This window comes from Rouxiella sp. S1S-2, assembly GCF_009208105.1.
In the GTDB taxonomy this organism is placed as follows: Bacteria; Pseudomonadota; Gammaproteobacteria; order Enterobacterales; family Enterobacteriaceae; genus Rouxiella.
Genome location: NZ_WFKL01000001.1, coordinates 1,349,556 through 1,373,264 on the forward strand (window position 1 = coordinate 1,349,556; position 23,709 = coordinate 1,373,264).

The 23,709-nt window shown below is 49.6% G+C and carries 21 protein-coding genes; 6 read left to right on the forward strand and 15 right to left on the reverse strand.

The genetic code is table 11. The features are described 5' to 3' along the window. Positions 1–57: 57 nt before the first annotated feature. Positions 58–1,983, reverse strand: coding sequence for a 5-dehydro-2-deoxygluconokinase (gene iolC, locus GA565_RS06275; RefSeq protein ID WP_152197772.1), 1,926 nt, complete (start codon positions 1,981–1,983; stop codon positions 58–60). A gap of 388 nt (positions 1,984–2,371) precedes the next feature. Continuing rightward, a complete protein-coding gene (locus GA565_RS06280) occupies positions 2,372–3,820 on the reverse strand; it encodes a sugar porter family MFS transporter (RefSeq protein WP_152197773.1) in 1,449 nt (482 codons plus the stop codon). An 813-nt stretch (positions 3,821–4,633) separates the two neighbouring features. On the opposite strand from GA565_RS06280, the gene GA565_RS06285 reads away from it, so the two are divergent. After that, on the forward strand, positions 4,634–5,551 hold the full coding sequence (locus GA565_RS06285; RefSeq protein ID WP_152197774.1) for a bestrophin family protein: 918 nt from the start codon (positions 4,634–4,636) through the stop codon (positions 5,549–5,551). Between the two features lie 26 nt (positions 5,552–5,577). On the opposite strand, the gene GA565_RS06290 is transcribed toward GA565_RS06285, so the two are convergent. The 3 genes from GA565_RS06290 to GA565_RS06300 all read right to left on the reverse strand — a co-directional run bounded on the left by GA565_RS06290 (position 5,578) and on the right by GA565_RS06300 (position 7,445). Further along, positions 5,578–5,871 (reverse strand): SelT/SelW/SelH family protein, encoded by a 294-nt coding sequence (locus GA565_RS06290; protein ID WP_152197775.1) that lies wholly within the window; start codon positions 5,869–5,871, stop codon positions 5,578–5,580. A gap of 87 nt (positions 5,872–5,958) precedes the next feature. After that, on the reverse strand, positions 5,959–6,672 hold the full coding sequence (locus GA565_RS06295) for a helix-turn-helix transcriptional regulator (RefSeq protein ID WP_152197776.1): 714 nt from the start codon (positions 6,670–6,672) through the stop codon (positions 5,959–5,961). Positions 6,673–6,698: 26 nt separating this feature from the next. Beyond that, on the reverse strand, positions 6,699–7,445 hold the full coding sequence (locus tag GA565_RS06300) for a sulfite exporter TauE/SafE family protein (protein WP_152197777.1): 747 nt from the start codon (positions 7,443–7,445) through the stop codon (positions 6,699–6,701). A 365-nt stretch (positions 7,446–7,810) separates the two neighbouring features. Here GA565_RS06300 and GA565_RS06305 point away from each other — a divergent pair, with 365 nt between their 5' ends. Then, positions 7,811–8,242 carry an OsmC family protein gene (locus GA565_RS06305; RefSeq protein WP_152197778.1) on the forward strand — a complete coding sequence of 144 codons (432 nt, stop codon included), beginning with the start codon at positions 7,811–7,813 and terminating at the stop codon, positions 8,240–8,242. Between the two features lie 74 nt (positions 8,243–8,316). On the opposite strand, the gene GA565_RS06310 is transcribed toward GA565_RS06305, so the two are convergent. Then, positions 8,317–8,763, reverse strand: a complete 447-nt coding sequence (locus tag GA565_RS06310; protein ID WP_152197779.1) for a thiol-disulfide oxidoreductase DCC family protein — start codon at positions 8,761–8,763, stop codon at positions 8,317–8,319. Next, positions 8,756–10,219: an EmmdR/YeeO family multidrug/toxin efflux MATE transporter gene (locus tag GA565_RS06315; RefSeq protein WP_152197780.1), complete on the reverse strand. Its 1,464-nt coding sequence runs from the start codon at positions 10,217–10,219 to the stop codon at positions 8,756–8,758. The genes GA565_RS06310 and GA565_RS06315 overlap by 8 nt, the downstream gene beginning before the upstream one ends. Before the next feature lie 292 nt (positions 10,220–10,511). Here GA565_RS06315 and GA565_RS06320 point away from each other — a divergent pair, with 292 nt between their 5' ends. Further along, entirely contained in the window at positions 10,512–10,991 is a 480-nt protein-coding gene (locus GA565_RS06320) for a carboxymuconolactone decarboxylase family protein (protein WP_152197781.1), read from the forward strand. A gap of 73 nt (positions 10,992–11,064) precedes the next feature. Here GA565_RS06320 and GA565_RS06325 read toward each other — a convergent pair whose 3' ends face one another. Continuing rightward, the gene (locus tag GA565_RS06325; RefSeq protein WP_152197782.1) at positions 11,065–12,480 is read right to left on the reverse strand and encodes a PLP-dependent aminotransferase family protein; all 1,416 of its coding nucleotides are present in this window, start codon (positions 12,478–12,480) and stop codon (positions 11,065–11,067) included. Then, positions 12,477–13,364, reverse strand: a complete 888-nt coding sequence (locus GA565_RS06330; RefSeq protein ID WP_152197783.1) for a LysR family transcriptional regulator — start codon at positions 13,362–13,364, stop codon at positions 12,477–12,479. The genes GA565_RS06325 and GA565_RS06330 overlap by 4 nt, the downstream gene beginning before the upstream one ends. A 115-nt stretch (positions 13,365–13,479) precedes the next feature. Between GA565_RS06330 and GA565_RS06335 the strand changes: the two genes are divergently transcribed. Then, positions 13,480–14,688: a serine hydrolase gene (locus tag GA565_RS06335; RefSeq protein ID WP_152197784.1), complete on the forward strand. Its 1,209-nt coding sequence runs from the start codon at positions 13,480–13,482 to the stop codon at positions 14,686–14,688. After that, complete coding sequence (locus tag GA565_RS06340; RefSeq protein ID WP_152197785.1) at positions 14,685–15,881, forward strand: MFS transporter; 1,197 nt, start codon at positions 14,685–14,687, stop codon at positions 15,879–15,881. Before GA565_RS06335 ends, GA565_RS06340 begins: the two co-directional genes overlap by 4 nt. Before the next feature lie 3 nt (positions 15,882–15,884). Here GA565_RS06340 and GA565_RS06345 read toward each other — a convergent pair whose 3' ends face one another. The 6 genes from GA565_RS06345 to GA565_RS06370 form a co-directional block, all read right to left on the reverse strand. Beyond that, positions 15,885–16,136, reverse strand: a complete 252-nt coding sequence (locus GA565_RS06345) for a hypothetical protein (RefSeq protein WP_152197786.1) — start codon at positions 16,134–16,136, stop codon at positions 15,885–15,887. Positions 16,137–16,260: 124 nt separating this feature from the next. Continuing rightward, complete coding sequence (locus GA565_RS06350) at positions 16,261–19,008, reverse strand: response regulator (protein ID WP_152197787.1); 2,748 nt, start codon at positions 19,006–19,008, stop codon at positions 16,261–16,263. Continuing rightward, positions 19,005–19,634, reverse strand: a complete 630-nt coding sequence (locus GA565_RS06355; protein ID WP_152197788.1) for a response regulator transcription factor — start codon at positions 19,632–19,634, stop codon at positions 19,005–19,007. The genes GA565_RS06350 and GA565_RS06355 overlap by 4 nt, the downstream gene beginning before the upstream one ends. A 1-nt stretch (position 19,635) precedes the next feature. After that, on the reverse strand, positions 19,636–20,916 hold the full coding sequence (locus tag GA565_RS06360) for an MASE1 domain-containing protein (protein WP_152197789.1): 1,281 nt from the start codon (positions 20,914–20,916) through the stop codon (positions 19,636–19,638). A gap of 58 nt (positions 20,917–20,974) precedes the next feature. Next, entirely contained in the window at positions 20,975–21,436 is a 462-nt protein-coding gene (locus GA565_RS06365; protein ID WP_226950915.1) for a hypothetical protein, read from the reverse strand. 360 nt (positions 21,437–21,796) lie between these two features. Next, a complete protein-coding gene (locus GA565_RS06370) occupies positions 21,797–21,997 on the reverse strand; it encodes a hypothetical protein (RefSeq protein WP_152197790.1) in 201 nt (66 codons plus the stop codon). 1,004 nt (positions 21,998–23,001) lie between these two features. On the opposite strand from GA565_RS06370, the gene cspA reads away from it, so the two are divergent. Next, on the forward strand, positions 23,002–23,214 hold the full coding sequence (gene cspA, locus GA565_RS06375; protein ID WP_055781380.1) for an RNA chaperone/antiterminator CspA: 213 nt from the start codon (positions 23,002–23,004) through the stop codon (positions 23,212–23,214). Positions 23,215–23,709 lie beyond the last annotated feature (495 nt).

A 23,709-nucleotide genomic window follows, 5' to 3' on the forward strand; every position in this document is an offset into this window, starting at 1 on the left:
GACGCGTAACCTCGAAAGTCCCCCCCTGCGGCTAAAGAGGTCGGAGGGGAGGGGCGTTTAACGATGGCTTGCGGGACGGTACTCGCGCCAGTATTTAATCAACGTGAGATAGCGCTGCTTCACGTCATCGATCAGCCGTTGGTCATCAAATTTGTTAGCCAGCCACTGACGGGAGGCGTCGCCGAAAATAGTACGTCCTACGGCAAAGCCTTTAACCCATGGAATATCTGCAGCGGCGGCGAAACCGGCCTTCAAGGTGGACTCCGGGGCATCAAGACCCAGTATCAATATACCGCGACACTCAGGATCGTTTTCATCGATAAGCTGGCTAATGACTTGCCAACTTGCAACAGTCTGCGCTGGAAGTTTCCACCAGTCCGGCTGGATCCCCAGTGCATAAAAACGCGCTACGGTTTGCGCATAATACTTCTCGTTCTGGTCCGGATTTTCGGCAGGCAGAATGATTTCCAGTAGCAGCTCATGACCTGATTTGCAGCACGCCCGATACACTTCCAGCGCCAGCGCTTCCTGCTCTTCACGCAGTGCCGCATCGTCTTTTGGATGATAGAACATCAGGCATTTCACTACGTGCTCCAGCGGCCAGTCGATTAACTGCGAACCAATGTTACCGTGTTCCAGGCGCAGCGGGCGTGAACTTGGCTGCTCAATCGGTCTGCCAATCCACCAGCCCTCACCGGTAATGGCATTCAGCGCATTTTGGCCGAAAGTCGTGTCAGCCAAAATACCGCTGTTGTTGCGCAGACCGGCTTCCTGAGCAGCCTGACGTGCACCTTCTAGCAGCAGCACTTTTAAACGCGGGATCTCGTCAACGTCAGCACCAACTTCCTGTGCCATATCCACCAGCTGCTTGCGATGGTCAAAGGCAAAAATGCACAGTTCGGGCCACTGCTGTTTGCGGGTGGTAACCCGATGCAGATGATTCAGGCGAGCGTCTTTGTCCGGCTGGGGGACCGACTTGTCGCGCAGCAGATAGTCATCAAGCTCTTTTTTAGTTGGCATGGCAGGTGCGCAGCCGTGGCGTGAAACCACCAGTGCACCGCAGGCGTTAGCATAGCGACACGCCTGCTCCCAGCCTTCGTCATTAAGATATCCGCGCAGCAAACCGGACATAAACGCGTCGCCCGCGCCCAGTACGTTAAGCACCTCAACACGAACGCCGGAATGCAGTTTCACCTCTTCCCACGAAGAAGGGATTTGCTGTTCGAATACCGAGCATCCCAACGCGCCGCGTTTGCACACCAGTGTGGCATCGGTGTGTTCACGAACGTGTTTTAGTGCAGCAAGGGTGTCGGTGCTGCCACCGGCAATGTGGAATTCTTCTTCAGTACCGACTATCAGGTCGAAATGATGCAACACTTCCTGAATTTCGCGGGTCACTTTTTCAGAAGAGACAAAGCGGGTTTCGCCATCGCCCAGCGAGGTCAGCCCCCACAGTACCGGGCGATAGTCGATATCCAGTGCACGGCGCAGGCCATGTTTTTGGGCATATTCTAGCGCCTTTAATACTGCCTGACGGGTTTGAGGATGAGATAGATGAGTTCCCGTCACCGCCAGCGCACGCGATGAGGCAATATAGTCTTCATTAATGTCTTGCGGCGTCAGCGCCATATCGGCACAGTTGTCGCGGTAAAAGATCAGCGGGAACGTGTCTTGATCTTTAATCCCTAACAACACCAAACCGGTAAGCCTCTCTTTATCGGTAATCAAACTTTGGGTATCTACGCCTACGCGAATTAACTCTTCGCGCAGAAAGCGGCCCATATGCTCATCACCTACGCGCGCCAACATACTGGACCGTAGCCCCTGAATGGCCGTGCCATATGCCACATTGCCTGACGAACCGCCGAGATATTTGGCAAAGGTGCCGACGTCTTCCAGACGTGCGCCAATTTGCTGTCCGTACAAGTCAACGGCTATGCGTCCTAAACAGATTACATCCAGTTTCTTTTGCATGTTATTCATCTTCCTATCCTCAACCCAAGCTAAATGGCCTTTAAAACATACTAAGGTTTAATAATTTCATTTTCAATAAAAATGAAATTATTAAACGCATTGTTTTTATGATAATGCTCACAGATTATTAATTTTAGTCTTTTATATCATGAGGAGATGTTTGCTAGTTAATTGATATTTATGTATTTATTTTTAATTTAATCACTTTCATTGAAAATGAAATGAAACATCCTTTTTTGGATTTTTTACTTCATTTTTGATCTGCGCCACACAATTCCGCTTAAAAAATGGCCTCAAATAAAAAAGGCCTGAATTTGCGAGAGGCAGAATTCAGGCCATCGGGTCAAACGCTGCAGCAGATAGTGCGTTAGCGGATAAATTTATTTAATGCCATTGCTTAGATGACAGAGGATTTAGCGTTGACAGGCTCGACATCTTCTTCGATATCTCGACCATAAAATTTTCTCAGTGCGATGGCTTCAATTCTTTCCAAAGGTACATTCGCCGTTTCAGGGACGAAGCGGTAGGTAAACACGAACATCAGCAGTGAGAATCCGGAGAACAGAAGAAGAGGGAACCCACCGTGGAACACTTCCTGCAGATAAGGGTTACTGTTCATGATAGGGAAAGTGGTACTGACGGCAAAGTTGGCAATGGAAAGTGAGCACACTGAAATGCCGACACAGATGGAGCGAATTTCCATTGGGAAGATTTCGCCCAGTACGGTCCAGATAACCTGACCCCATGTGATGCCAAACAGGAACATAAAGGTAAACAGACCCAGTACGGAAAACACGCCCGGGAAGCGCAGATAAAACGCTGCGAAGGAGTAGGCGAGGCAGACCGTTGACGCCAGCGCGCCCCACAGCAGCAGGTTGCGACGACCTATTTTATCCAGCAGCATCATGCCGACCACTACGCCGAGGAACTGGGCAAATGCCAGAACAAATGCCAGGAACATGGCAGTGTTATTATCGGTAGTGATGTTTTTCATCAGCGTAGGACCAAAATACTGAATCACATTTACACCACTTAACTGATTACCCACGGCCAAGCCAATACCGATGATTAAGAGTGGAATAGTTTTTTTATTCAGTTTGAATTTCGTTTTGCCGCTGTTGTTAATATCGGTTTTGATTGAGTCTCGTATCTCGCTGAACACTGTTTTTGCATGTTCAGGGTTGGAGATTTTACCTAACGTGGTGAGGGCCTCTTTATCGCGTCCGCGGAATACGCTCCAGCGCGGAGACTCAGGGATAAAGGCGATAAACACCAACAACGCGACGCAGGGAACCAGCGCCGATGAAAGAATATAACGCCAGCCGGTATCGACTAAAACATCAGATGTCATTGATTTACTGATGAAGAAGTTAGTCAGCATCACGACGCTTTGGCCACCAACACAGCAAATGGAGTATAGCGCGGTGGTTCTGCCACGGTAGCGGGAGGGCGAAAGCTCTGCCAGATAGATAGGCGAAATAACGCAGGCCAAGCCTATCGCCAAGCCACCAATCAATCTAAACAGGATAAAGGCGGTAAAATTGTGTGCCAGTGCGGTGCCGATAATAGAAACCGCGAAGATAATTGCCGTGACGCAGAGGGAGCGTTTTCTGCCGAAATGATCGCTGATTTTTGGTGCCACCAGGCAACCTACCAGGCTTGATACCTGAATACAGGACACTGCCCAGCCAGTTTCTGCCGGCGTAAGTTGGAAATAGGTGCTTAACGGTTCAATCGCCCCTGAAATGATTGAACTGTCATAGCCCATCAACAGGCCGCCAAACGCGGCGACGGTGCAACAGAGCATCAGGTAGACAAGGTTGTAATGAGTCTTATTTGTAGCCATTTTTACCCTCCCTTTTCACCTATTCAACTAACTGTCTGATGTGTGAAAGGTTTTTTACAGGTTGATGAGATATTCTATTTAAATTGTTTTTGAAATAAATATTCGCAAATGAATATTAGTGAATGATTCATTTCATTAATGTGAGGGGGGCTACAATTTAAAAAATAGATTAAATTTTTCACAATTTAATCTAACTTTTTAATTTAAATGGAATTTTATGGATTGGGAGAATGTTTCATACGGATTTATGTGATCTAGTCGAGGTTTCTTTTTTATAAGGACATAAAAGCGGTGCATCACGGAAAACAGTGCCGTTCTGAGTTGAGACGAGAAAGAGGGGGGCTACGTTGACGGTGCATCAAATACTGCAGTTGCTTGTTGGGCAAAAAACAGCCGCCAGCGAGAGCAGTACATTTTTAGGGCGTTCTGACAGATTATTTTATGAGATATTACCGTAATTCGAGGGTAAATATTTAGATGCTAAAGCGTCAGTAGTGCATAACCGGCGTAACCCACGGCGGTCCAAAATGAAACCATTGAAACGAATAATGCGAGCCAAACTTTACCTTTGAAGGACATATTAAATTCCACTTAACTTATTGAGTTAACTGCCGTAACCCATAATTTATCCCTCTGTACAAGCATGAGCTATTCATTTGACCTTAAAATAAGACTTCTACGACATTAATCAGATTTTCTAAGAACTGAGTAAATCCTGATTAGAGATTAAGACGCTTATTATCATCATTGATATTCATCAAATGAATCTGCTATAACAAAAGCTTAACCCCCTTAAAAATTCATTCCGCTTTTATGATTGTCAGACCCCACCAACATTGGTTTCGAAGACTGTTTGTTTGGCACGGCTCGGTGTTGTCGGAAATATTATTTCGCCTGAGCCTCAATCTGGCCATGTCCGTGGTCGCTATTCTGTGTTTTCAGTGGTACGAGGCTCTGGGGGTTAAACTCACCTTGGCGCCTTTTAGCCTGCTCGGCGTGGCAATTGCTATTTTCCTCGGCTTTCGCAATAGCGTCAGCTATGCCCGTTTTACCGAGGCGCGGATGATGTGGGGAAATTTGCTTATTGTTAATCGCTCACTGCTGCGACAGATAAAAAGCATTCTTGTGCAGCGGCCCGACTTGGCGCAGGAGTTTGCCGCGCTGCTGATGGCGTTTAGCTACTGCCTGAAGCATCAGTTGCGTAAGACGCCGATGAAAGAGGATTTGTCACGACTGCTTGTGGGGTACGATACGCAAGCGATCGCCAATAGCGCCTCGCCGTGTAACCAAATCTTGTTGTTAATTGGACAGTGGCTGGGGAAAAGACGTCAGGAAGGGGATATTTCGGATATTCTTTTTCATAGCATCGATCTGAACGTTAATCAGCTGTCGTCGGTGCTGGCGGGGTGTGAACGTATCTCTAATACGCCAATCCCCTTTGCCTATAGCCTGATCGTGCATCGCACGGTTTATCTGTTTTGCACACTGCTGCCTTTTGCGCTGGTGCCCGACCTGCACTACATGACACCTCTGGTTTCGGTGTTTATTTCCTACACCTTTATTTCTCTCGATGCTCTGGCAGAAGAGCTGGAAGACCCCTTTGGCACCGCGCCAAATGACCTGCCGTTAAACGCGATGTGTAACGCTATCGAAATTAATCTTCGTGAGATGAATAACGAAACTGAACTGCCGCAAAAGCTGCTGCCGGATAAACAGTTCCAGCTTAATTAACTCGACAGATTAACGATTGCGTGCGCTTATTTCTCAATCTTTTTGCCGTCAACGTGGCCTAAAGAACGTTCGGGAAAGCAGATATCACGCACTCTTTGTTTAATCTGTGCGGCATCAGGAAAACCTCCGTCCCTTTTTCGCTCCCAAAGAAGGTGCTCATCGAGGGTGATTTCATAGATACCCCCAGTGCCGGGAACCAGCGTCACCGACCCGAGGTCAGTGCTGAAAGAGTTAAGCAGCTCCTGTGCCATCCACGCGGCGCGCAACAGCCAGTTGCATTGAGAGCAATATTTGATAGTGACTGTGGGGAGCTTTTCCATTTTCTGGACCTTAGATTTTGGTGAGTTTCAACACAACAGTAATGCCGCAAAGATAACCGAAACGCTTTAAATCTCACAGACCGATCGTTATAAATGCCTGGCGATACCAAAAATCTTTTGCAGCCCTTTTTGGCCTTGGTCGCTGAAATCCAGGCCTCGGCCGTCTAGGTGGCGGGTTACCCACCCTTTGTTTTCAAACAGGGTGAGCAGGGCGGCACCGAGTTGGCCGCCAAGATGATAGCGGCGTTCGCTCCAGTCCAGGCAGGGACAGCAGAATTTCCGGCGTGAAAGGGCAGGAAAACAGACAAGGCCAAGCGCCTCAAGCTGACGTTGACCCCGCGCAGTCAGTGCGTCACCCTCGGCGGAGATCCACAGCTCAGCCTGCATAAACTGATATACGGCGACGGCAATCTCACCCGCCAGATGGTCATAACAGGTTCTCGCCTGCCGCAGGTGAACCGGCGTTGTCACCGGCGGACGCGGTTGCGCCCTCCACGACATTCCCATCATTAATTCCAATAGCTCGGCAACGTCGTGACCGGCTAAACGATAGTAACGATGCCGCCCCTGAGACAGGCAGTTGATAAAACCTTCTTCACTCAGGCGCGCGAGATGGGCGCTGGCGGTGGAGGCCGAAATATCTGCCACGGCGCTGAGTTCGGTGGCGGTATAGGCACGTCCGTCCATGAGTGCACACAGCATGCGGGCACGAGACTTATCCGCCATCGCGGCCGCCGTAGCCGCCAAACGATCCTCTGGGTGGGTAGCTGAAACTGCCGTGGGTGTCTGATTGGCGGGCATACATTTCTCCAGGTTGATGAGATTTTTTACAGTGAACGCCAAATCATTTCAACGCCAAGCAGCAGCAGGCAAACAAGAAAACCGCGCTTGAATGCCTGCGGGCTGATTTTTTGGCGCAGCTTTTGTCCACCGATCATGCCGAGCATGGCTGGGATAACCGCCAGTGCCGATGTGCCAAAAGCCTCGGTATGCAACGCACCATGCCAGCCTAAACCTGCGGCCAGCGCAAAGGTCGAGACGGTAAAAGAGAGGCCCAGCGCCTGCACTAGCGAGTCTTTTTCCAGCCCCAGCGACTGTAGCCAGGGTACCGCGGGGATAACAAAGACGCCGGTTCCCCCGGTAAGCAGGCCGGTTGTCAGGCCAATCAGCGGCGACAGCCACACTTCTAGCCGTGCGCCGACGTAAAGTGGTTTGGCAAACAGGGTCCAGACAGCGTAAACCACTAAAGCCATACCCAGCGCCAGCGTGGTGTGATGATTACTGCCCGTCGCCAGCCAATGGCTGCCGAGCATAGTGCCTGCAACAATCATTACCATCATCGGCCACAGTCGAACGCAGAGTCGAGTCAGGCCAGTTGTCCCCCGCAGCTGCAGCAAGTTAGTGATGAACGAGGGTAAAAGCAGCAGTCCTGCCGCCGTCGCCGGTGAAATAAGTGAACCCAGCAGCCCCATCGCCACTGTCGGCAGCCCCATGCCGGTAATGCCTTTAATCGTTCCGGCCAGCAAGAAGGTAGCCGCAATCATGGTCAGCATCGCAGGTGTAAATTCACTCATGGTTTTTGATTTCCTATTGGTCTGATTATGCCGCCATCTTGCGCGTACGCCATCAGTGATGCTTCGTCAGCCAGCGAAATATGCCTACAGTGTAAACTGAACGACCAGTAGACAATCGTCCAAACAGTGATTTGAGCGATATATTTAGTAACACTTGTGTAAATTTTCAAATGATAATGATTATTAATCGTAAAGTAACTTTCGTCAGATAAATCTTAAATGTTAATATGCTTTTAGTCCCCCCTTATACAGAGCTAACGCCGTCTCAAGCGAGTGCCGGAGATAAGCGCCGGGAGGGGGAGTCCCTGTCACTATCCGAATCAGCGTCTATACTTATTCCTGTGTTAAACAGAGCAGAGGAAATTATGGCTATCAAAAAGTATGGACAGGCTCATTGGGAAGGCGACATCAAGCAGGGTAAAGGGACCATTACGACGGAGAGTGGTGCTCTGAAAGATCAGCCCTACGGCTTCAATACCCGTTTTGAGGGGAAAGCCGGTTCAAACCCAGAAGAGTTGATTGGCGCTGCACACGCAGCCTGTTTCTCGATGGCACTTTCATTAATGCTGGGAGAAGAAGGTTTCACTCCCGAAGGCATTGATACTAAAGCGACAGTTTCACTTGATAAAGTCGACGGCGGTTTTGCGATCAGTGCAATCGCGTTAGACAGTCACATCAAACTGCCGGGGATTTCAGAAGATAAATTCGACAGCATCATCAAAAAGGCTAAAGAAGGTTGCCCAGTGTCGAAACTGCTTAAAGCTGAAATTACCCTTAAATATGAGTTAGATAATTAAATTTTTTTAGGCAACTCATTTTGACCCGCAGTGCGCAATAGCGTTTTCTCAGATGACCGCTGAAACTTCAGTGGTCATCCTCCAGCCTCTTCCCCCGTTTTTAAAAATCTCTGACTATGGTCGGCTTCTAACTTTTTTACACTGTCATAACGGCCAAATAAGCGGTAGCGATTGAGCGCAATCCCGTTGTAGCAGGCATCTCTGAAACGCAGCGGCAAAATACGCAACGCGGCCATCGCTCGCCAAGGAAAGGGTAAAAAAGACATGACGCGAAATATGGCTTCTGAGCGTTTATAAACGTGGTCGCCGTCAATCAACACAATAGTATTGACGTTTTCGGGTGAGAGTCCGGCCCAAATCGACAGCGCGCGTCCCGCCTCGGATTGCACCGGTGCCATTCTAACGCTGTGTTTTTTATCGTGGCGAATCAGAAAGTTGACCCAGCCGTTACAGAGCCGACAAACGCCGTCGTAGATAATCACGCGTTCACCTGGCTGCAGATAGGGTGCTGAATTATCCATTGGCTGTCACCTCCTCTTTAGTGGACTGCAGGTCTTTTGGCGGCCGTGGATATTTCCAGAGCCAGCGACCACTGGCCATGCGCCAATAGAAGAACGCCCCGCGCACAATCCAGTCCAGGAACATGCCCAGCCACACGCCGACTACGCCAAAGCCCAGCACGACACCCATGGTATAACCCGCCACGATGCGGCACCCCCACATTCCGAGCATTGAAACCCACATGGTAAAGCGTGCATCGCGCGCGCCTTTTAATCCTGCGGGTAACACCCAGGAGGCGGCCCAGAATGGAATAAAGGCGGCGTTGAGCCAAACCAAAATTTTCACCACGTCAATGACGTCTTCTTCGCGGGTGTAAAATGATGCGAGCATGCCTGCCAGCGGCACCGACAGCAGTGCCAGCGAACAAATGCCTATGGCCGAAAGCCAGTAAACGTGGCGTAGCTGAAACTCGGCCTGACCTATTTCGCCTTTGCCCAAGCGGGTGCCGACGATAATCGTGGCCGATGAGCCGAGGGCGTTACCCGGCAGGTTAATTAACGACGCAATGGAGAAGGCGATAAAGTTACCGGCAATCACGTTGGTACCCATGCCGGCAACGAAAACTTGCGTCAGCAGCTTGCCGCCGTTAAATAGCACAGACTCGATGCTGGCCGGAATACCAATGCCCAACACCTCAACCAAAATGTTGGTGTTGATACGGGTAAAATAGCTTTTTAATGAGATTTTTAACGAGGGATTGAAGCCGATAGCCAGCACGTACAGCACCGCGGCGGCACCAATATAGCGCGAAATCGTTAAGCCTAATCCCGCACCGATAAAGCCCAGACCTTTCCACGAAAAGCAGCCATAGATCAGTACGGTGGTAATCACGATGTTAAGAATGTTCATGCCGCCGTTAATCAGCATCGGAATTTTAGTATTACCTGCCCCGCGCAGTGCTCCACAGCCGATAAGTGCAATAGCCGCCGCCGGATAGCTCCACACCGTGACCCGCAAATAACTCAACGCCAAGGCTTTTACTTGCGGCGCCGCATTACCGGCAATTAAATTAATAATACTTTGTCCGCAAAATTCGATGATAAGCGCGAGAATAATGGCGAACAACGTCATGATAATAAGCGACTGCCGGGCAGCATCGCGTGCGCGTTCGTGATTAAGCTTACCGAGACTAAAGGCGACCACCACCGTAGTACCGAGATCGATAGCGGCAAAAAATGAAATTACCACCATATTAAAGCTGTCTGCCAGACCTACACCAGCCATGGCTTCTTTGCCTAACCAACTGACAAGAAAGGTACTTAACACCCCCATCAGCAATACACAGGCATTCTCAAAGAAGATAGGCACGGCCAGCGGCGTTATCTCTCGCCAAAACAGTACCCGATAGGAACGCCGCTTGGGATACCAAGGGGTACGCTTGATAGCGTTGAGCGCAGAGGCTCTAAGGTTTTGCAAAATAGTTCCAGCTTTATTGAAAAGTGAATTTCACTAAATAAGCATGATTAAAGAATAACAATTATGCAAAATCTTTTTGTATCAGATTTTTTAAATTAAACCGTTATTTCAAGCTGGTTGAACAGGCGAACCACCGGGAGGGGGATTCGCCCATCATGGACTAGTCGATAAGGCGATTCTTGGCGCTTTCTCACTGAGCCAAGTTCTACGATGATGGTCTGCATCAGGTAGCGAGGCCGCGGCCACGATGCCTATTGTATTAACTATCATTCAACAGTGAAAAGGGTTTCCAATGAACCAGCGTTTAGATTACTTCCAGCTTTCTTCCGCACTGGCTAAAAAATATCTCGATTTTAATACTGCGGTAGGCAACAGCGCGGTGGTGAAGGAGTTCAAGATACTGGTCACCGTGCGAGCCTCGCAGATTAATGCCTGCGGTTTTTGTCTGGATATGCACGTTAAAGAAGCCAAGATTTGGGGTGAACGCGAGCTACGAGTGCACCACATCGCTATCTGGCGTGAGTCACCGCTGTTTAGCCCCCGCGAACGGGCGGCGCTGGAGTGGACCGAGGCGCTGACCACGCTTTCTGCTCAAGGCGTGTCGGATGAAATCTATGACCACGTGCGTACCCACTTTTCAGAAGAGGAACTTTCCGACCTCAGCTTCCTGGTGGTGGCGATTAACGGCTGGAACCGTCTAAACGTTGCTGTTCGCATGAAGCCGGGATCGGCCGACGCCGCGTACGGGCTTGATAAGGCAGGGCTTAACTGAGTTTGCGTCGCGCGACATTGGCGTTATCGCGGCAGCTTAGCGTTATTACGGATAAGGTGCCGCGCAATACTTCTCACAGCAATGCCAGAATCTTTAGGCCGATTTTCTCGGCCTGGTGCTGCGATTCAATATTGGTAAAGCCGATAAGCAGTCCGCGCTCACCCTGGCTGTTGTTGCTCCAGCTCGACAGCGCGTGAGTATAAAGCCCGTTCTCGCGCATGCGGGCGGCAATTCTGGCGTCGTTGAGCGGAGCGCGTAAACGCAGAACCAAATGCATGCCGCCGGGCTGCGGGTCGATGGTTATATAGTGGCCGAGTATCTTACTCAGCCCGGCTACCGCCATCGCTCGCCGTTCTGCATAGAGTTTTCGCATTCGGTGAATGTGTCGCGAAAAATGCCCCTCCATCATCATATCGCTGACGATAGCCTGCGGCATTTCGTTCATTCCTTCAAAAAAACTCAGGCTGGCGCGCTCAAAGTGTTCGACCTGTTGCTCGGGCACCACTAGATAGGCCAGCCTAATCCCCGGAAAAAGTACCTTGCTAAAGGTGCCGCAGTATAAAACCCGCCCCTGATTATCCAGGCTTTTCAACGCCGGAAGTGGACGGCTGACGTAGCGATATTCTCCGTCGTAGTCGTCTTCAATAATCCATGCCTGCTGGCACGCGGCCCATTCAAGCAGCGCGAGACGTCTGGGCAGTGAGAGCGAAACACACAGCGGACTTTGATGCGCTGGCGTCACAATGGCCGCACGGGCGTGTTCCGCCCGTTTCATTCCCTCAGACACCTGAATTCCTTGTGCATCAACCGGCACGGCAATTTGCTTTATCTGCGCACCTCGCAGCAGTTCGCGGGTCAGGGGAAAACCGGGGTCCTCCACCCACACTTCATCGTTGGGTTTGAGCAGTGTGTGTAAAATCAGCTGCAGCGTGCCGCGATACCCCGACGTGATAAACACCTGCGAACCGTTACAGTTAATCCCTCTTGCTATCTGCAAGTAGGCCGCAATCGCGTTGCGCAGCGCCGGTAGACCAAGGTGAGCGGGATATTTCATGTCGTTGGGCTGCATGGCTCGCAAGTATCGCGCTCCCAGTCGGGCCCAAATTTTTCGCGGAAAAGCGTCCAGAGCAGGCAATCCCATTTGCAGTGGCATAATCGTGCTCGGCTGCATGCCACCGTGGTGAATCTGCGCGGGAACAGCGTTGGCTTTTGGGGCAGACTGTGGCGGTATGTTGGGGGTAACACGCGTACCCGCCTGGCCTTGGGACTGAATATAACCTTCTGCGGTCAGCAGAGAATAGGCGGCTTCGATAGTACCACGCGCCAGCCCAAGCTCTTTCGCCAATTGTCGCGCCGAGGGAAGCCTGTCGCCAGGTTTTAGCAGGGCATCGGCAATTGATGCCCTGATACGATGATAAATTTGACGATAAAAAGGCTCATCGCTGAGTCGATCAAGGGTCATCAATTGACTGCTTTCAGCGGCCTTCATACTTTTCTCCGGGCAAAAGTGTGTTCACACAGAAAATCGATTAAAGCCCGCAGCCTCGGCGTCATGTATCCGCCCGAAGGCCAGAGAATATTGAAAGAGGCGCTGTGTGAGATAAATTCGTTAAGCACACTTTGTAATTTGCCGCTGACAAGCGCCTCACGCGCCGCAAATTCTGGCAGGCAGGTTATCCCGTTGCCCTGCTGGGCGAAATAAACCTGAGCCTCAAGATTATTGCAAACCATGGATAGCGGGAGATCAAGCGGCAGTTCGTGCACCAGCGGCCAAGGTTCAATTTTTCCACTGCGGCTAAAACGATAATGCAGACAGCTGTGCTGCGCCAGTTGCTCCGGTAACTGAGGAATGCCGTGTTTGGCGAGGTAGGCGGGCGAGGCGACAACGAATTTAGTGTAATCGCCGAGCTTGCGCAGGTTGAGCCGCGAATCGGTCATTTCACCGGTGCGGATCACTGCGTCGAATCCTTCTTCAATGACATCGACCATTTTGTCGCTAAAGTTCAGTTCCAACTCGACGTCGGGATAGCATGACATAAACTCGCTCAGCACCGGCAGCATCAGGGAGCCGACCATCGGCAGGCTGATGCGCAGGCGACCCCGTGGATACTGAGATGCAAGGCTAAGCTCGTGCTCGGCGGCCTCATATTCAGCCAGTATTCTGCGGCTTCGTTCTAGAAAAAGCTGACCTTCGGCAGTCAGCGTCAGACTGCGTGTACTGCGGTGAAATAGCCGCACATTGAGCTTGTTTTCAAGCCGCGAAATGCTTTTACCGACGGCGGATGCTGAAACGCCCAATGTGCCACCGGCGGCGACGAAACTGCCGGTTTCTGCGACCTGCACAAATACGCCAAGGCTACTGAGGCTGTCCATTTTATCTCCCATTACGGACAAAATGTTCCGTATATAAAAGAAATTTACCCCACTTTTTCCGTATTCCCTAGCGTTCTATCTTGAGTTCACGACGTAATCTTCCAGGGAATATCGCATGAAACAGTCAGCTTCGTGGGTCAAAAATCAGCATGATAATAAAAGTCAGTATGAACAGTTTTCTGCCGTTAATAGCGTGATCGACCAGGCACTAGTGGAAAATCGGCTGGTGGGCGCGGTGGTCATCGTTGCCCATCGGGGGGAGATTTGCTTTCAAATCGCCGACGGGTGGGCCGACCGTGAAGCGCAGAAATCGATGTCGCTGAACACCTTGTTTCGCCTGGCGTCGGTGTCCAAACCGATTGTCTCGGCGGCGGCAATGGCGCTTATTCGTCAGGGGCGTTTGTCTCTTGACCAGCCGTTGGACGCGCTGCTGGCGGATTTTCGCCCAACCTTGGCCAGCGGCGAAGCGGCGACAATTACTGTGCGCCAACTGCTGAGCCACACCGCCGGACTGGGATACCGTTTTCTTGAAAGTGATGCGCAGGGGCCTTATGCGCAGGCCGGTGTTTCTGATGGGATGGACGACGCAACGCAGTCGCTGAGTGAAAACTTGCGTCGGTTGGCCAGCGTGCCACTGCTTTATACACCGGGCACCGCTTGGTGTTATTCACTGGCCATTGACGTGTTGGGTGCGGTTATTGAGCAGGTGTGCGGACAACGGCTGGACCAGGCGGTAAAAAGTCTGGTTACCGGCCCTTTAGGCATGAATGACAGCGGCTTCTATACCCGACAGCCGGAGCGCCTGGCTACGCCTTACGTCAGTGACCGTCCGCGGCCACACATTTTGGCTGAAAATGAATCCGTTTCGCCATTTGAAGAAAGCGTTGGCATACCTTACTCGCCACATCGCATTCTGAATGCCGAGGCTTTTCCCTCTGGCGGCGCGGGAATGGTGTCCAGCGCACCTGATTTACTGCGTTTTTTTGAAGTGCTGCGCCAGGGCGGTGAGCCGCTCATTTCTGCAGCACTTATTGATGAGATGGGCCGCGACCAGACGTCGGGTGCCGCGTTGCCTGATGCGCCGGGATTCGGCTTTGGCCTGGGGTTTTCGGTACTTCGTGACCCGCAGGAGGCCGCGTCGCCCGAGTCGGTGGGAACCTGGCGCTGGGGTGGGGCGTACGGTCATTCGTGGTTTGTCGACCGCCAACGTGAACTGACGGTGGTGGCGTTGACCAATACGTTGTATGAGGGCATGTCAGGGCAGTTTGTCAGTGATCTGCGTGACGCGGTCTATGCCAGTCTTTTTAACGGGGATAACTTATGAGCCGTGACGCACGACTGCCGGTATCAGGACTGCTGGCTTTGGCGATGACCGGATTTATCGCCATCATGACTGAAACACTGCCCGCGGGCCTGCTGCCGCAAATCAGCGACGGCCTGCATGTTTCGCCGTCGATGGCCGGTCAGATGGTGACGCTTTACGCGGTGGGCTCGCTGGTAGCGGCCATTCCCCTGACCGTGGCGACCCGCGGTTGGCGGCGGCGCAGTGCATTGTTAAGCTCAGTCATCGGTTTTTTACTGTTTAACTCTCTGACCACCTTTTCAACGGATTACACCCTTACGTTGGTGGCGCGCTTTTTTGCTGGCGCTTCGGCAGGATTGGCCTGGGGCCTTATCGCGGGTTATGCCCGAAGAATGGTTGTGCCCGCCCTGCAGGGCCGTGCGATGACGCTGGCGATGATTGGCACGCCCTTGGCGCTGTCACTGGGTGTGCCGCTGGGCACCTGGATTGGCTCCTGGGTCGGCTGGCGCAGTGCGTTTGGCATTATGTCCGTGTTAACCCTGCTGCTCATTGGCTGGATAGTGGCTAAAGTGCCCGATTTTCCGGGAGAGGCGCCTCAAAAGCAGCTCTCGTTGTATCAAGTCTGGCGGATGCCCGGCGTGAGACCGGTGCTGATGGTTATTTTTACCTGGATAACCGCGCACAACATTCTTTACACCTATATTGTGCCATTTTTAACCCCACTCGGCCTGGCCGGGCAGACGGACAGTATTCTGCTCTTGTTTGGACTGAGTGCACTGTTGGGCATCGGATTGACCGGTTTTCTGGTTGACCGTTGGCTGCGCAGGAGTGTGATTATCAGCCTGGCGATTTTTGCGCTTAGCGCACTGACTTTTGGCAGCGTGGCCCACATTGCTCCTGTGTTTTATTGCGCCATCTTTGCCTGGGGGGCAACTTTTGGCGGCGCGGCCACATTGCTGCAAACCGCCTGTGCCGATGCGGCGGGCGAGAGCGCGGACATTGCACAATCGATGATTGTGGTGGCGTGGAATCTGGCAATTGCCGGAGGAGGTATTGCGGGCGGCGTATTGCTTAAATCGCAGGGCGTGGGGGCATTTCCGTGGGCAATGCTGCTGCTGGTGATCATCAGTCTGGTGATTGCGTTCAGTGCCAGAAAAACCGGCTTTACGCCAGGGCCGCGCCAATCGGAAACCGTACAAAAGGCACTTGGCTGACGATTAGCGATGCTGGGTTGCAAAGAAAGCGAGCTGTTTGTATCTATTCGGGACAGCGGCGCGACCGGGTGCAACCTTGGTGGCCTTGGTAGGGTCACCCGCGACAAACTCCAGCGTTGGCGAGTAATAAAAAGGCAGCCAGCCGCCGTATCCATTTTCCCACTCCCAACGAACGGGGCAGGGCCACAGAATGTCTTCGTGCATGATGTAATAGGTCCAACGTCCATGCGGACGGCGTGGTTTACTTGCGCTCATAGGTCCGACAACGAATGTGAAAGTGAATGAATCAAACCCTGCTATTTTCGCTCTCGTCGTCACAGGTTTCAACCTATTAACATGATAGGGCGAAATTTAATCAACCAAGGCAGTGGCGCGGAGTTTATTTTTGTCGCGAAATGTTATGCAGCAGGGCAATAAACTGGCGTGTGGTGTGGTGAAGTCGCAGCATGGGCAGTGCTATATCACTGTCGGCATGGCTTAGCTTTGTTTCCAGCATCATGCAGAGATGTTGTCCTGCTTCAAAATGCGTCAGGGCAAAATTGCCCTTGAGACGATGAATTTTGCTTTTCATCGTCTCAAGGTCATCTTCTTTCCAGGCACCTTCAATGAGCATTAGGTCCTCCGCACTGCTTTTTTGCAGTTCGTCTATCAGTTTGATGATCACTGGTTGCTGACCTGAAGCCAGTGAAAGCACTTCGCTTAGGTCGACATGACGATTAAACAACATTTCATGCAGGCAGTTTTTCAAATCTGATTGGGTCATAGGCTTCGTTAAGTGACCGTCCATTCCCGCGCTGATGCACTTGGTCTCCTCATCAGAAAAGGCGTTCGCCGTACACCCAACGATCGGCAGATGCTCAGTTTTACCCTCTTCAAAACGGCGTACCTGGGTGGCAAATTCATACCCCGACATGCCCGGCATCTGGCAATCGGTCAGGATCATATCGGGTCGCAGAGTCGTGGGTTGCTGCAGCTGTTCGAGTGCTTCATGGGCGCTGTCGAAAGTGATCACCTGATGGCCCAGGGCGGTAAGTTGCAGCTTCATTACCAGCAGGTTAGCGGGCAAATCGTCAATAATCCACAGCCGGCAGCTCTCGCCGTCTGAGCTGGAGGCAGGCGGCATGGCTGGGGCATTAGCAGGTGCCACACATTGGCAACGTAGGGTAACGGTGAACGTCGAGCCTAGGTTTTGCAGCGAGGTTATGTCGAGCTTACCGCCCATAAGGGTGACCAACTGATGGCAAATAGTCAGGCCAAGTCCGGTGCTGTCAGGCGTGGCTGACGAGATTTGGCGGTAAGGTTTGATAATACCCGGCAGCAGCGACGCTTTAATTCCTATCCCACTGTCGCTGACGCTAATAGTGATTTGATGCGTATTATCGCCGAGGTCAATCACCTTTATTGCCAGCGCAATGTGACCCTGTTGGGTGTATTTGACCGCGTTGCTGAGCAGATTATTAAGGATTTGAACCATTTTGCCTTCGTCCAGAAGGTAATCCTGGCCGAAGCAGCTTTCTATATCACTGTCCAAACGCAGCCCTTTTCTTTCTGCCAGATTCTGATAGGCGTCGGCTGCGTTTTCCAGCAGGAAGTAGAGAGACACCGGCGCGGGTTTCAGCTTCATTTCGCCCGCCTCTATTTTAGACAGGTCGAGAATGTCGCCGATTATTCTTAGCAGTCCGCGAGAGGCGTTATAAGCCACCGAAATAGGCGACTGTGAATTATTGATGCGCTGATTTTCGATTTCAAGTACGCCCATAATCACGTTCATTGGTGAGCGAATTTCATGACTCATTCGCGCCAAAAACTCACTTTTTTCATGGCTGAAAGCGTTGGCTTCGTCCAGCGCCTGCGCCAGTTGGGCTTCAAGGCGAATACGTTCTGTCATGTCGTACCAGCCGATAACCAGTCCCTGTGGCACTAGGTGTGTATTGCTGTAAGGCGTTATCCAGCCAGCAATACTGCGCTGGCTGTTATGCAGGCTGTAGCTGCCTTCAAAAAATTGTGCTTCGGTGGCGATGCTTGCCTGCACTAATCCAGCGGTATCGAGCGCAGGGTTGGCAAAAAACTGCTGATTAAAGTGCTCAACTGCAGTGCCGATGACGGCTGTAGGCGCGATCTTCAGGCTTTGACACAGCGCCTGATTAACGTGAGTAATGACGCCCGCAGAATTAGAAACCATCACCGGCGTCGAAAGGCTGTTGAGCAAGGTTTCCCAAAACTTTATTGCATCCTTAAGGCGTCGCTCGACCTTTTTACGCCGTAAAATCTGAGTAAACAGAATGCCAATTAAAAATAAAGCGATAACTGCCACTATCACTGCGGCAGTATCAAAGTTGCGATGATTCTGCTGAAGCAGGGGCACAATATTCATCAGTGTCTGCACGGTGAAGTTACGGCTGATGATGTTGTTCACTTGTTCCTGCGGTAACTGCTGTATTGCCTGATTAAGCGCAGCCAGGGCGGCAGGATTGTCGTTTCGCATTAGCAGATGCGTTCGAGTTATCAGAGAATCAAGATGATAAACCTGCAACTGCCCGGGGAATATGTTTTCGCTGAGCACATTGGCTGCCTGCTCTCGGCAAAATACGCCATCAGCGGCACCCGCTTTCAGCAGTGTGACCGCATCACCCAGAGAGGCGCTGACGATAATAGTGACCTGCGGATAACGCTGTTTTAAGGCCTCGATTGGCGCATCGCTAACGACAATGACGCGTTCGTCGTTAAGGTTTTTGAAATCAAGGCCCTGCGCCAGTCTGCCGCTGAGTGAAACTAAACGCCAGTGAGTCGTAAACAGAGGGAGAGTTTCAACCAAGTTGCCAGGCATGGATTCGAATGCGCTTTCCGAAAACAGGGCATCCACGTTTTTATCGGCCAGTAGCGTGTTCCGTTTGCTGCGATCTTTGACGGGAAGTATTTTAAATTCATTGAATACCGAATCTTGTTGCTTGAGTTGTTTTTCTAACAGCGTAAGCAGCGCAGGTTCAACATTATTGTCTTGAATAGAGGTGCTGATTTCGTTGTAGCGCACGTCAACGCTGTCAATGCCAACACGTAACGACTCCGCCCATGCTCCATTGGCACAAACGAATATTATTATAACGAAGAGGACACTTAACCGACTCATAAGTCCATCTTAAGTAGATATTCAAACAACTCGGCGTCCGATAACAGCTCCAGCTTGTTCATGGCACTCTTCTTTTGCCCGCTGATGGTCTGTTTTGAACGGTGCAACATCTGGGCAATCTGGTTGACTGTATGGCCCAGTTTCATGAGACGTAACACCTCGCTCTCTTTAGGGCTAAGTTGCCCATAGGCCGAGACGTTCTGGGGAATTGTTTCAATCTGAGGATTACTATTGCGGGGTATGACCTGGCCCATGGACAGAGATTTCAAGCATGCGTTAAGTTCCGTGCCCAGGCTCTGCTTGTTTATAACCGCAATTACCCCAGCTTTAAGCATAACGTTAACAATAGCCTGATTAGATAAAACGCTTATCACGACTATAGGTAGCGCGGGATAGGTGCGACGTAAATACTGTATCAGGTGCAGTCCATCGGATTGCTGATTTCCCGGCATGGTGAAATCAGTGAGCAACAGGTCGGGCTGAGAAGTTTTAAGCGCATTAAGCAGCTCATCGACATTGCTGGCCATGCCACTAAGGGAGAAGTCTTGGCTAAACTGCGTTTCGAGCAACGTTTTAAGACCGAGTAGATAGACCGGATGATCGTCTGCTATCAATACTGTTTTCATTTTATCGGCCCGTTTGGCTTAGATTGTTCTGATAAACGATCAGTACCCCATTAACATATGTATTGGCAGTATTATCGTGGTCGCATAACAAAGCAATGTGCGTATCAACGAATGTTGAGTCGGTTAACACTAATGAGAGTGATTGTGAAAAAGGTGTTGCTGCAGTTTTATTTGTACCATCAAACCAAGGTGTGAATATCATCCGGTCATCTGGGGTCATTCGTCCTAAAAGTTGAGCCGGTGTTGCCAGTAAATCAGACGGGAAATTAATTAACTGACTGGCGGGGTCGCTCCAGATGATTTTTTGCAGTGTGACGTTAATTTTAAATTGATAATGGGACTGGGTGGGTGTTGCAGAATAGGCAAGAAGCAACTGTTGGTCGCTTTGTTTTTTTTCAAAGTAGATGTCGGTAATGCCGCTGCGTACCAGAAGGCCGGATATAAATATTGCTAACAGATAAAGTTGAGAGGCGGTGATTCCACTGCCGTTATCATAATAGTCCGCAGAAAACGGGCCGCGATGATAAATAGTCGTGATGCTAATGATAAGCGCCAGTGCGACGTAGAGAAATGAAAGCTTTTTTTCATTAATAAATAATGAGGAGAGTAGTGTCATGCCAAACAGTAAATAAAGTGAAAACTCTATAGCGGGCACGCTTTGGTCAAAGTCACTTTCGGGTAAAAATATGGCAACGGACAAGATAAGAATACTGCTCATCAACAGCAGGCTTCGGCCATTGGTGCGCTTATTTACAGAAAGTTGACTGAGTTGGTTAACCACAAAGAGAGGTGCCATTGCGAGGCAACCGGTCGCGTTAGATATGCTGGAACTGGTGAAATGCGAGAAAACAATTGGGTAAGACAAAAGCCTGAGAAGATAGACGTTTATCATGCCTCCAACCGCGCTCGTACCTAACACAATGCTGATGAAAATAGTCATAGCAGTCAGGTTGTTGACGCGAGCACTTCCCTTTATCACACTCTGCCAAATCATGGCGTTAACACAAAGGATTATCAGATCATTGATGGCAAAAATCAGCGCGATATCCATCGGCCGGTCGTGGAGATAACTGGCGAAAACATGCAAAATGCCGGCGCTGACCAGCCATATTGGCCAGCGAGATACCGAGGTGGTGCACAAAACACCAAGAGTAAGTCCGGCGGGAAGCCAGATGGATGAAGATAGGCTGCCGTTATCTCGCGTTTGGAGGCAAATAAAAGCCAGAGATAAGTAACTCAATGAAAACAGTAACCATTTCAGTGGAAACGCCCATTTAATCATTCAACTTACTCTTAAAATAACGTGAGTCACAGTACCACGAGATCTTGAGTATACAACCTTATCGATAAAACGACCTGGCGATCAGCGATAAGCTCGTCATTAATCCCGCACCTAATGTGGCGAAATTGAAGGTCTTTTTTGCAATTTGTGCAGGCAGACTCGATTCGATGCTGGGCATTTCCGGCAACAGGGTAAGGTCAAGCATGGCACCGTGTCGTGGAATAGTTCTTAACATGGCCTTAGGCAGATTGTTCTCAGACAGCAGGTTACGAAACTTATGGATAAGTTGATGATAGTTGTTGTCGCTGACCATGCCGCCTTGTTCATACCAAACAACATTAATAATATCGTTTTTTTGAGTAATGCCCTTTAATAGGCAAATAATTAACCTTTTGTGTTTTTCTGTTACTTCAAAAATTCGATTGTTAATATTCATTTGATTTCCTTTGCAGGTAATAGCAGGGGAATCGGCAAATGGGTCGTTAAGTAAAATATTTGGCATCATGTTTTTTGTATTCACGTTATCACCCGAATAAATATAATTGAATGTATCTTTAAATTAAATAAGCGAAGGTGAAAACGGACACTCCGTTTTATATCTCATTTAAATAAGGGTTTTAAGATAACCTTCGATTGTGAAACTAAGTGTATTAAATAGCAAAGCAGGATGTAATACAACGATATTCCCCTCGAGTAACCTTTTTCCGTACTCGTCCTAATCGTTGGTTAAAATTCAATATTAATCGGCAGGGCGGCGCTTACTTTCATAATTAACAGGAAAGAAAATAAAATTTAAGGTGTTTAGAGCAACCGCGCAGTGCGCTGGTCGCCCATGACCAAGACAATAAAGAGTGGTCTGCTTAACGAAACATGTGGTCTATCAGTCCGGCATGAGTGCAGAAAAGTCTTCTTCATACAGGGCCTTGCACTGGTCCATAAATTCGGGATACCCCAGTTCTGATGTTTGCACCTCACGACCTAATCTTTTTTCCAAGTCCGCGTGAAACCATTCGAATTCACCGTGCAGGATGCCGGTAAAACCGGTGAGGATGATGCATTGTTGTTGTGTAAGTTTAGTCACTGGAGGCCTCGTAATGACAACGGCTGTAAAGAATTCTCATAGGGCATTCTGCACCAAAAAGGCGAGAGAGGACAACCAGAGTTAAGCTGATGAGCGGCAGTGTCACGCCCGGAGAAAGCATGAAAAATGCTACGCCTTAAGTGTGATGTTGATCACATTTAAGCTTTTTGCTATTACTAGCGTCAATATTGAGAAAGGGTTCTTTACGTCATCAGCGGGGGGTTATCAGCGCTGGCTTCAGTTGAACTACCCGTGGTCGTTGTTCCTCATATTAGGTCATTATTTTAAAAGGATTTTTATGAAAGTATTTATTGTCGCCTGTGCAGCCAGTCTGGCCTTTATGGCCTTGATGGATTGGCAATTCATGATGCAGGTTTCTAAAAACTAATTAACAGGACTGATTTCTGCGTCCTTGTTGCTGTGCTTTGAGGGTTTTATGCTGAAATTGGTTATTTACTCCAGTCTGGCGGTATTGTTGGCCAACCTGATAATTGACTTCCCCTTTGTTCTTGAGGCCAGCGGTTTCTAACCGCCAGCGTTAGTAAAAAAGTTCCCAAAGAATAATCGCAACAATAGCCAGCATCGCCACCAGCACTTCAATGTCCTGAATGGTCACTTTGCTTTGAGACTTACCGTGAGTAATGTTCATAGGTACTTCCTCCATTTGTTAGACAAATAGTGGCGCGGTTGCGAAAATTTTTTTGTGATTGAGATTAAGTTTTAACAAAATGAACCTGATAGTTCGCATGTTTTTTAACAGGGCCACTGTAAGGCATTAATAAAATAAACCTTGCGTAAAATTTTTCAGCGTGCGTTAATGCACTCCTCGGTTTGTAGTACAGACCTTATGAAAGCAATTTGAGTAAAGTAGTTCACTGTATTAGCGTTATCCTTACTAGATATCTCTTCACCGCGAATTTCCTTCTTTAGTGCCCCATAAGTATCACAACTAAAAAAACAGACCTCCCTCGCCCTATGGCGGCTAAAATTTAAAGGAAATTATTATGTCTACTAAAATGACTGGTTTAGTGAAATGGTTTGACGCTGGTAAAGGTTTTGGTTTTATCTCTCCTGCAGACGGCAGCAAAGACGTGTTCGTTCACTTCTCTGCTATCCAGAGCAACGATTTCAAAACTCTTGATGAAGGTCAAAAAGTTGAGTTCTCTATCGAGAGCGGCGCTAAAGGCCCATCAGCAGTAAACGTTGTTGCACTGTAATAAGTGAACAACGGGGCAATCTTACGATAGCGAAGAAGGTGTAAACCTGAGCAGTTGAGTGACCCCAAACCAAAAACCCGCCTTAGTGCGGGTTTTTGCGTTTTTGTCTTTCAAGCTTTAATCCGCAACACTACGCCGCAACAAAATTCGCAACGAAAAAGTAGGCTCGTCATTTTTTTGTAATGCTTACGTCATGCTAGTGTGGAAGCCCAATCAATACACTGTCCTCATGGTGCAACTGCCTCATAAGATCTACGGTCATTAAGGAAGAATCATGAAAAATTCATTAAAAAATGTGTCTTTGTGTCTTCCATTTCGGCTTGTATTCCAGACCCGCGTGGAAGGTGAAACCAAGTTGGTATAAGGTTGCTCAATCAAACTACCCAATTATTTGCAGATTTGATTGAGCAAGAAACTTCTCAGGCAACGAGCTCTAGTCGCAACGATATAAACACGATGATTACCGGGCAGGGCACAATGCGTTTTTTGTACCCG

Coding starts and splice junctions, on each gene's coding strand:
- iolC (WP_152197772.1), bottom strand. CDS start 1,983: ATGAATAACATGCAAAAGAAACTGGATGTAATCTGTTTAGGACGCATA.
- GA565_RS06280 (WP_152197773.1), bottom strand. CDS start 3,820: ATGGCTACAAATAAGACTCATTACAACCTTGTCTACCTGATGCTCTGT.
- GA565_RS06285 (WP_152197774.1), top strand. CDS start 4,634: ATGATTGTCAGACCCCACCAACATTGGTTTCGAAGACTGTTTGTTTGG.
- GA565_RS06290 (WP_152197775.1), bottom strand. CDS start 5,871: ATGGAAAAGCTCCCCACAGTCACTATCAAATATTGCTCTCAATGCAAC.
- GA565_RS06295 (WP_152197776.1), bottom strand. CDS start 6,672: ATGCCCGCCAATCAGACACCCACGGCAGTTTCAGCTACCCACCCAGAG.
- GA565_RS06300 (WP_152197777.1), bottom strand. CDS start 7,445: ATGAGTGAATTTACACCTGCGATGCTGACCATGATTGCGGCTACCTTC.
- GA565_RS06305 (WP_152197778.1), top strand. CDS start 7,811: ATGGCTATCAAAAAGTATGGACAGGCTCATTGGGAAGGCGACATCAAG.
- GA565_RS06310 (WP_152197779.1), bottom strand. CDS start 8,763: ATGGATAATTCAGCACCCTATCTGCAGCCAGGTGAACGCGTGATTATC.
- GA565_RS06320 (WP_152197781.1), top strand. CDS start 10,512: ATGAACCAGCGTTTAGATTACTTCCAGCTTTCTTCCGCACTGGCTAAA.
- GA565_RS06325 (WP_152197782.1), bottom strand. CDS start 12,480: ATGAAGGCCGCTGAAAGCAGTCAATTGATGACCCTTGATCGACTCAGC.
- GA565_RS06330 (WP_152197783.1), bottom strand. CDS start 13,364: ATGGACAGCCTCAGTAGCCTTGGCGTATTTGTGCAGGTCGCAGAAACC.
- GA565_RS06335 (WP_152197784.1), top strand. CDS start 13,480: ATGAAACAGTCAGCTTCGTGGGTCAAAAATCAGCATGATAATAAAAGT.
- GA565_RS06340 (WP_152197785.1), top strand. CDS start 14,685: ATGAGCCGTGACGCACGACTGCCGGTATCAGGACTGCTGGCTTTGGCG.
- GA565_RS06345 (WP_152197786.1), bottom strand. CDS start 16,136: ATGAGCGCAAGTAAACCACGCCGTCCGCATGGACGTTGGACCTATTAC.
- GA565_RS06350 (WP_152197787.1), bottom strand. CDS start 19,008: ATGAGTCGGTTAAGTGTCCTCTTCGTTATAATAATATTCGTTTGTGCC.
- GA565_RS06355 (WP_152197788.1), bottom strand. CDS start 19,634: ATGAAAACAGTATTGATAGCAGACGATCATCCGGTCTATCTACTCGGT.
- GA565_RS06360 (WP_152197789.1), bottom strand. CDS start 20,916: ATGATTAAATGGGCGTTTCCACTGAAATGGTTACTGTTTTCATTGAGT.
- cspA (WP_055781380.1), top strand. CDS start 23,002: ATGTCTACTAAAATGACTGGTTTAGTGAAATGGTTTGACGCTGGTAAA.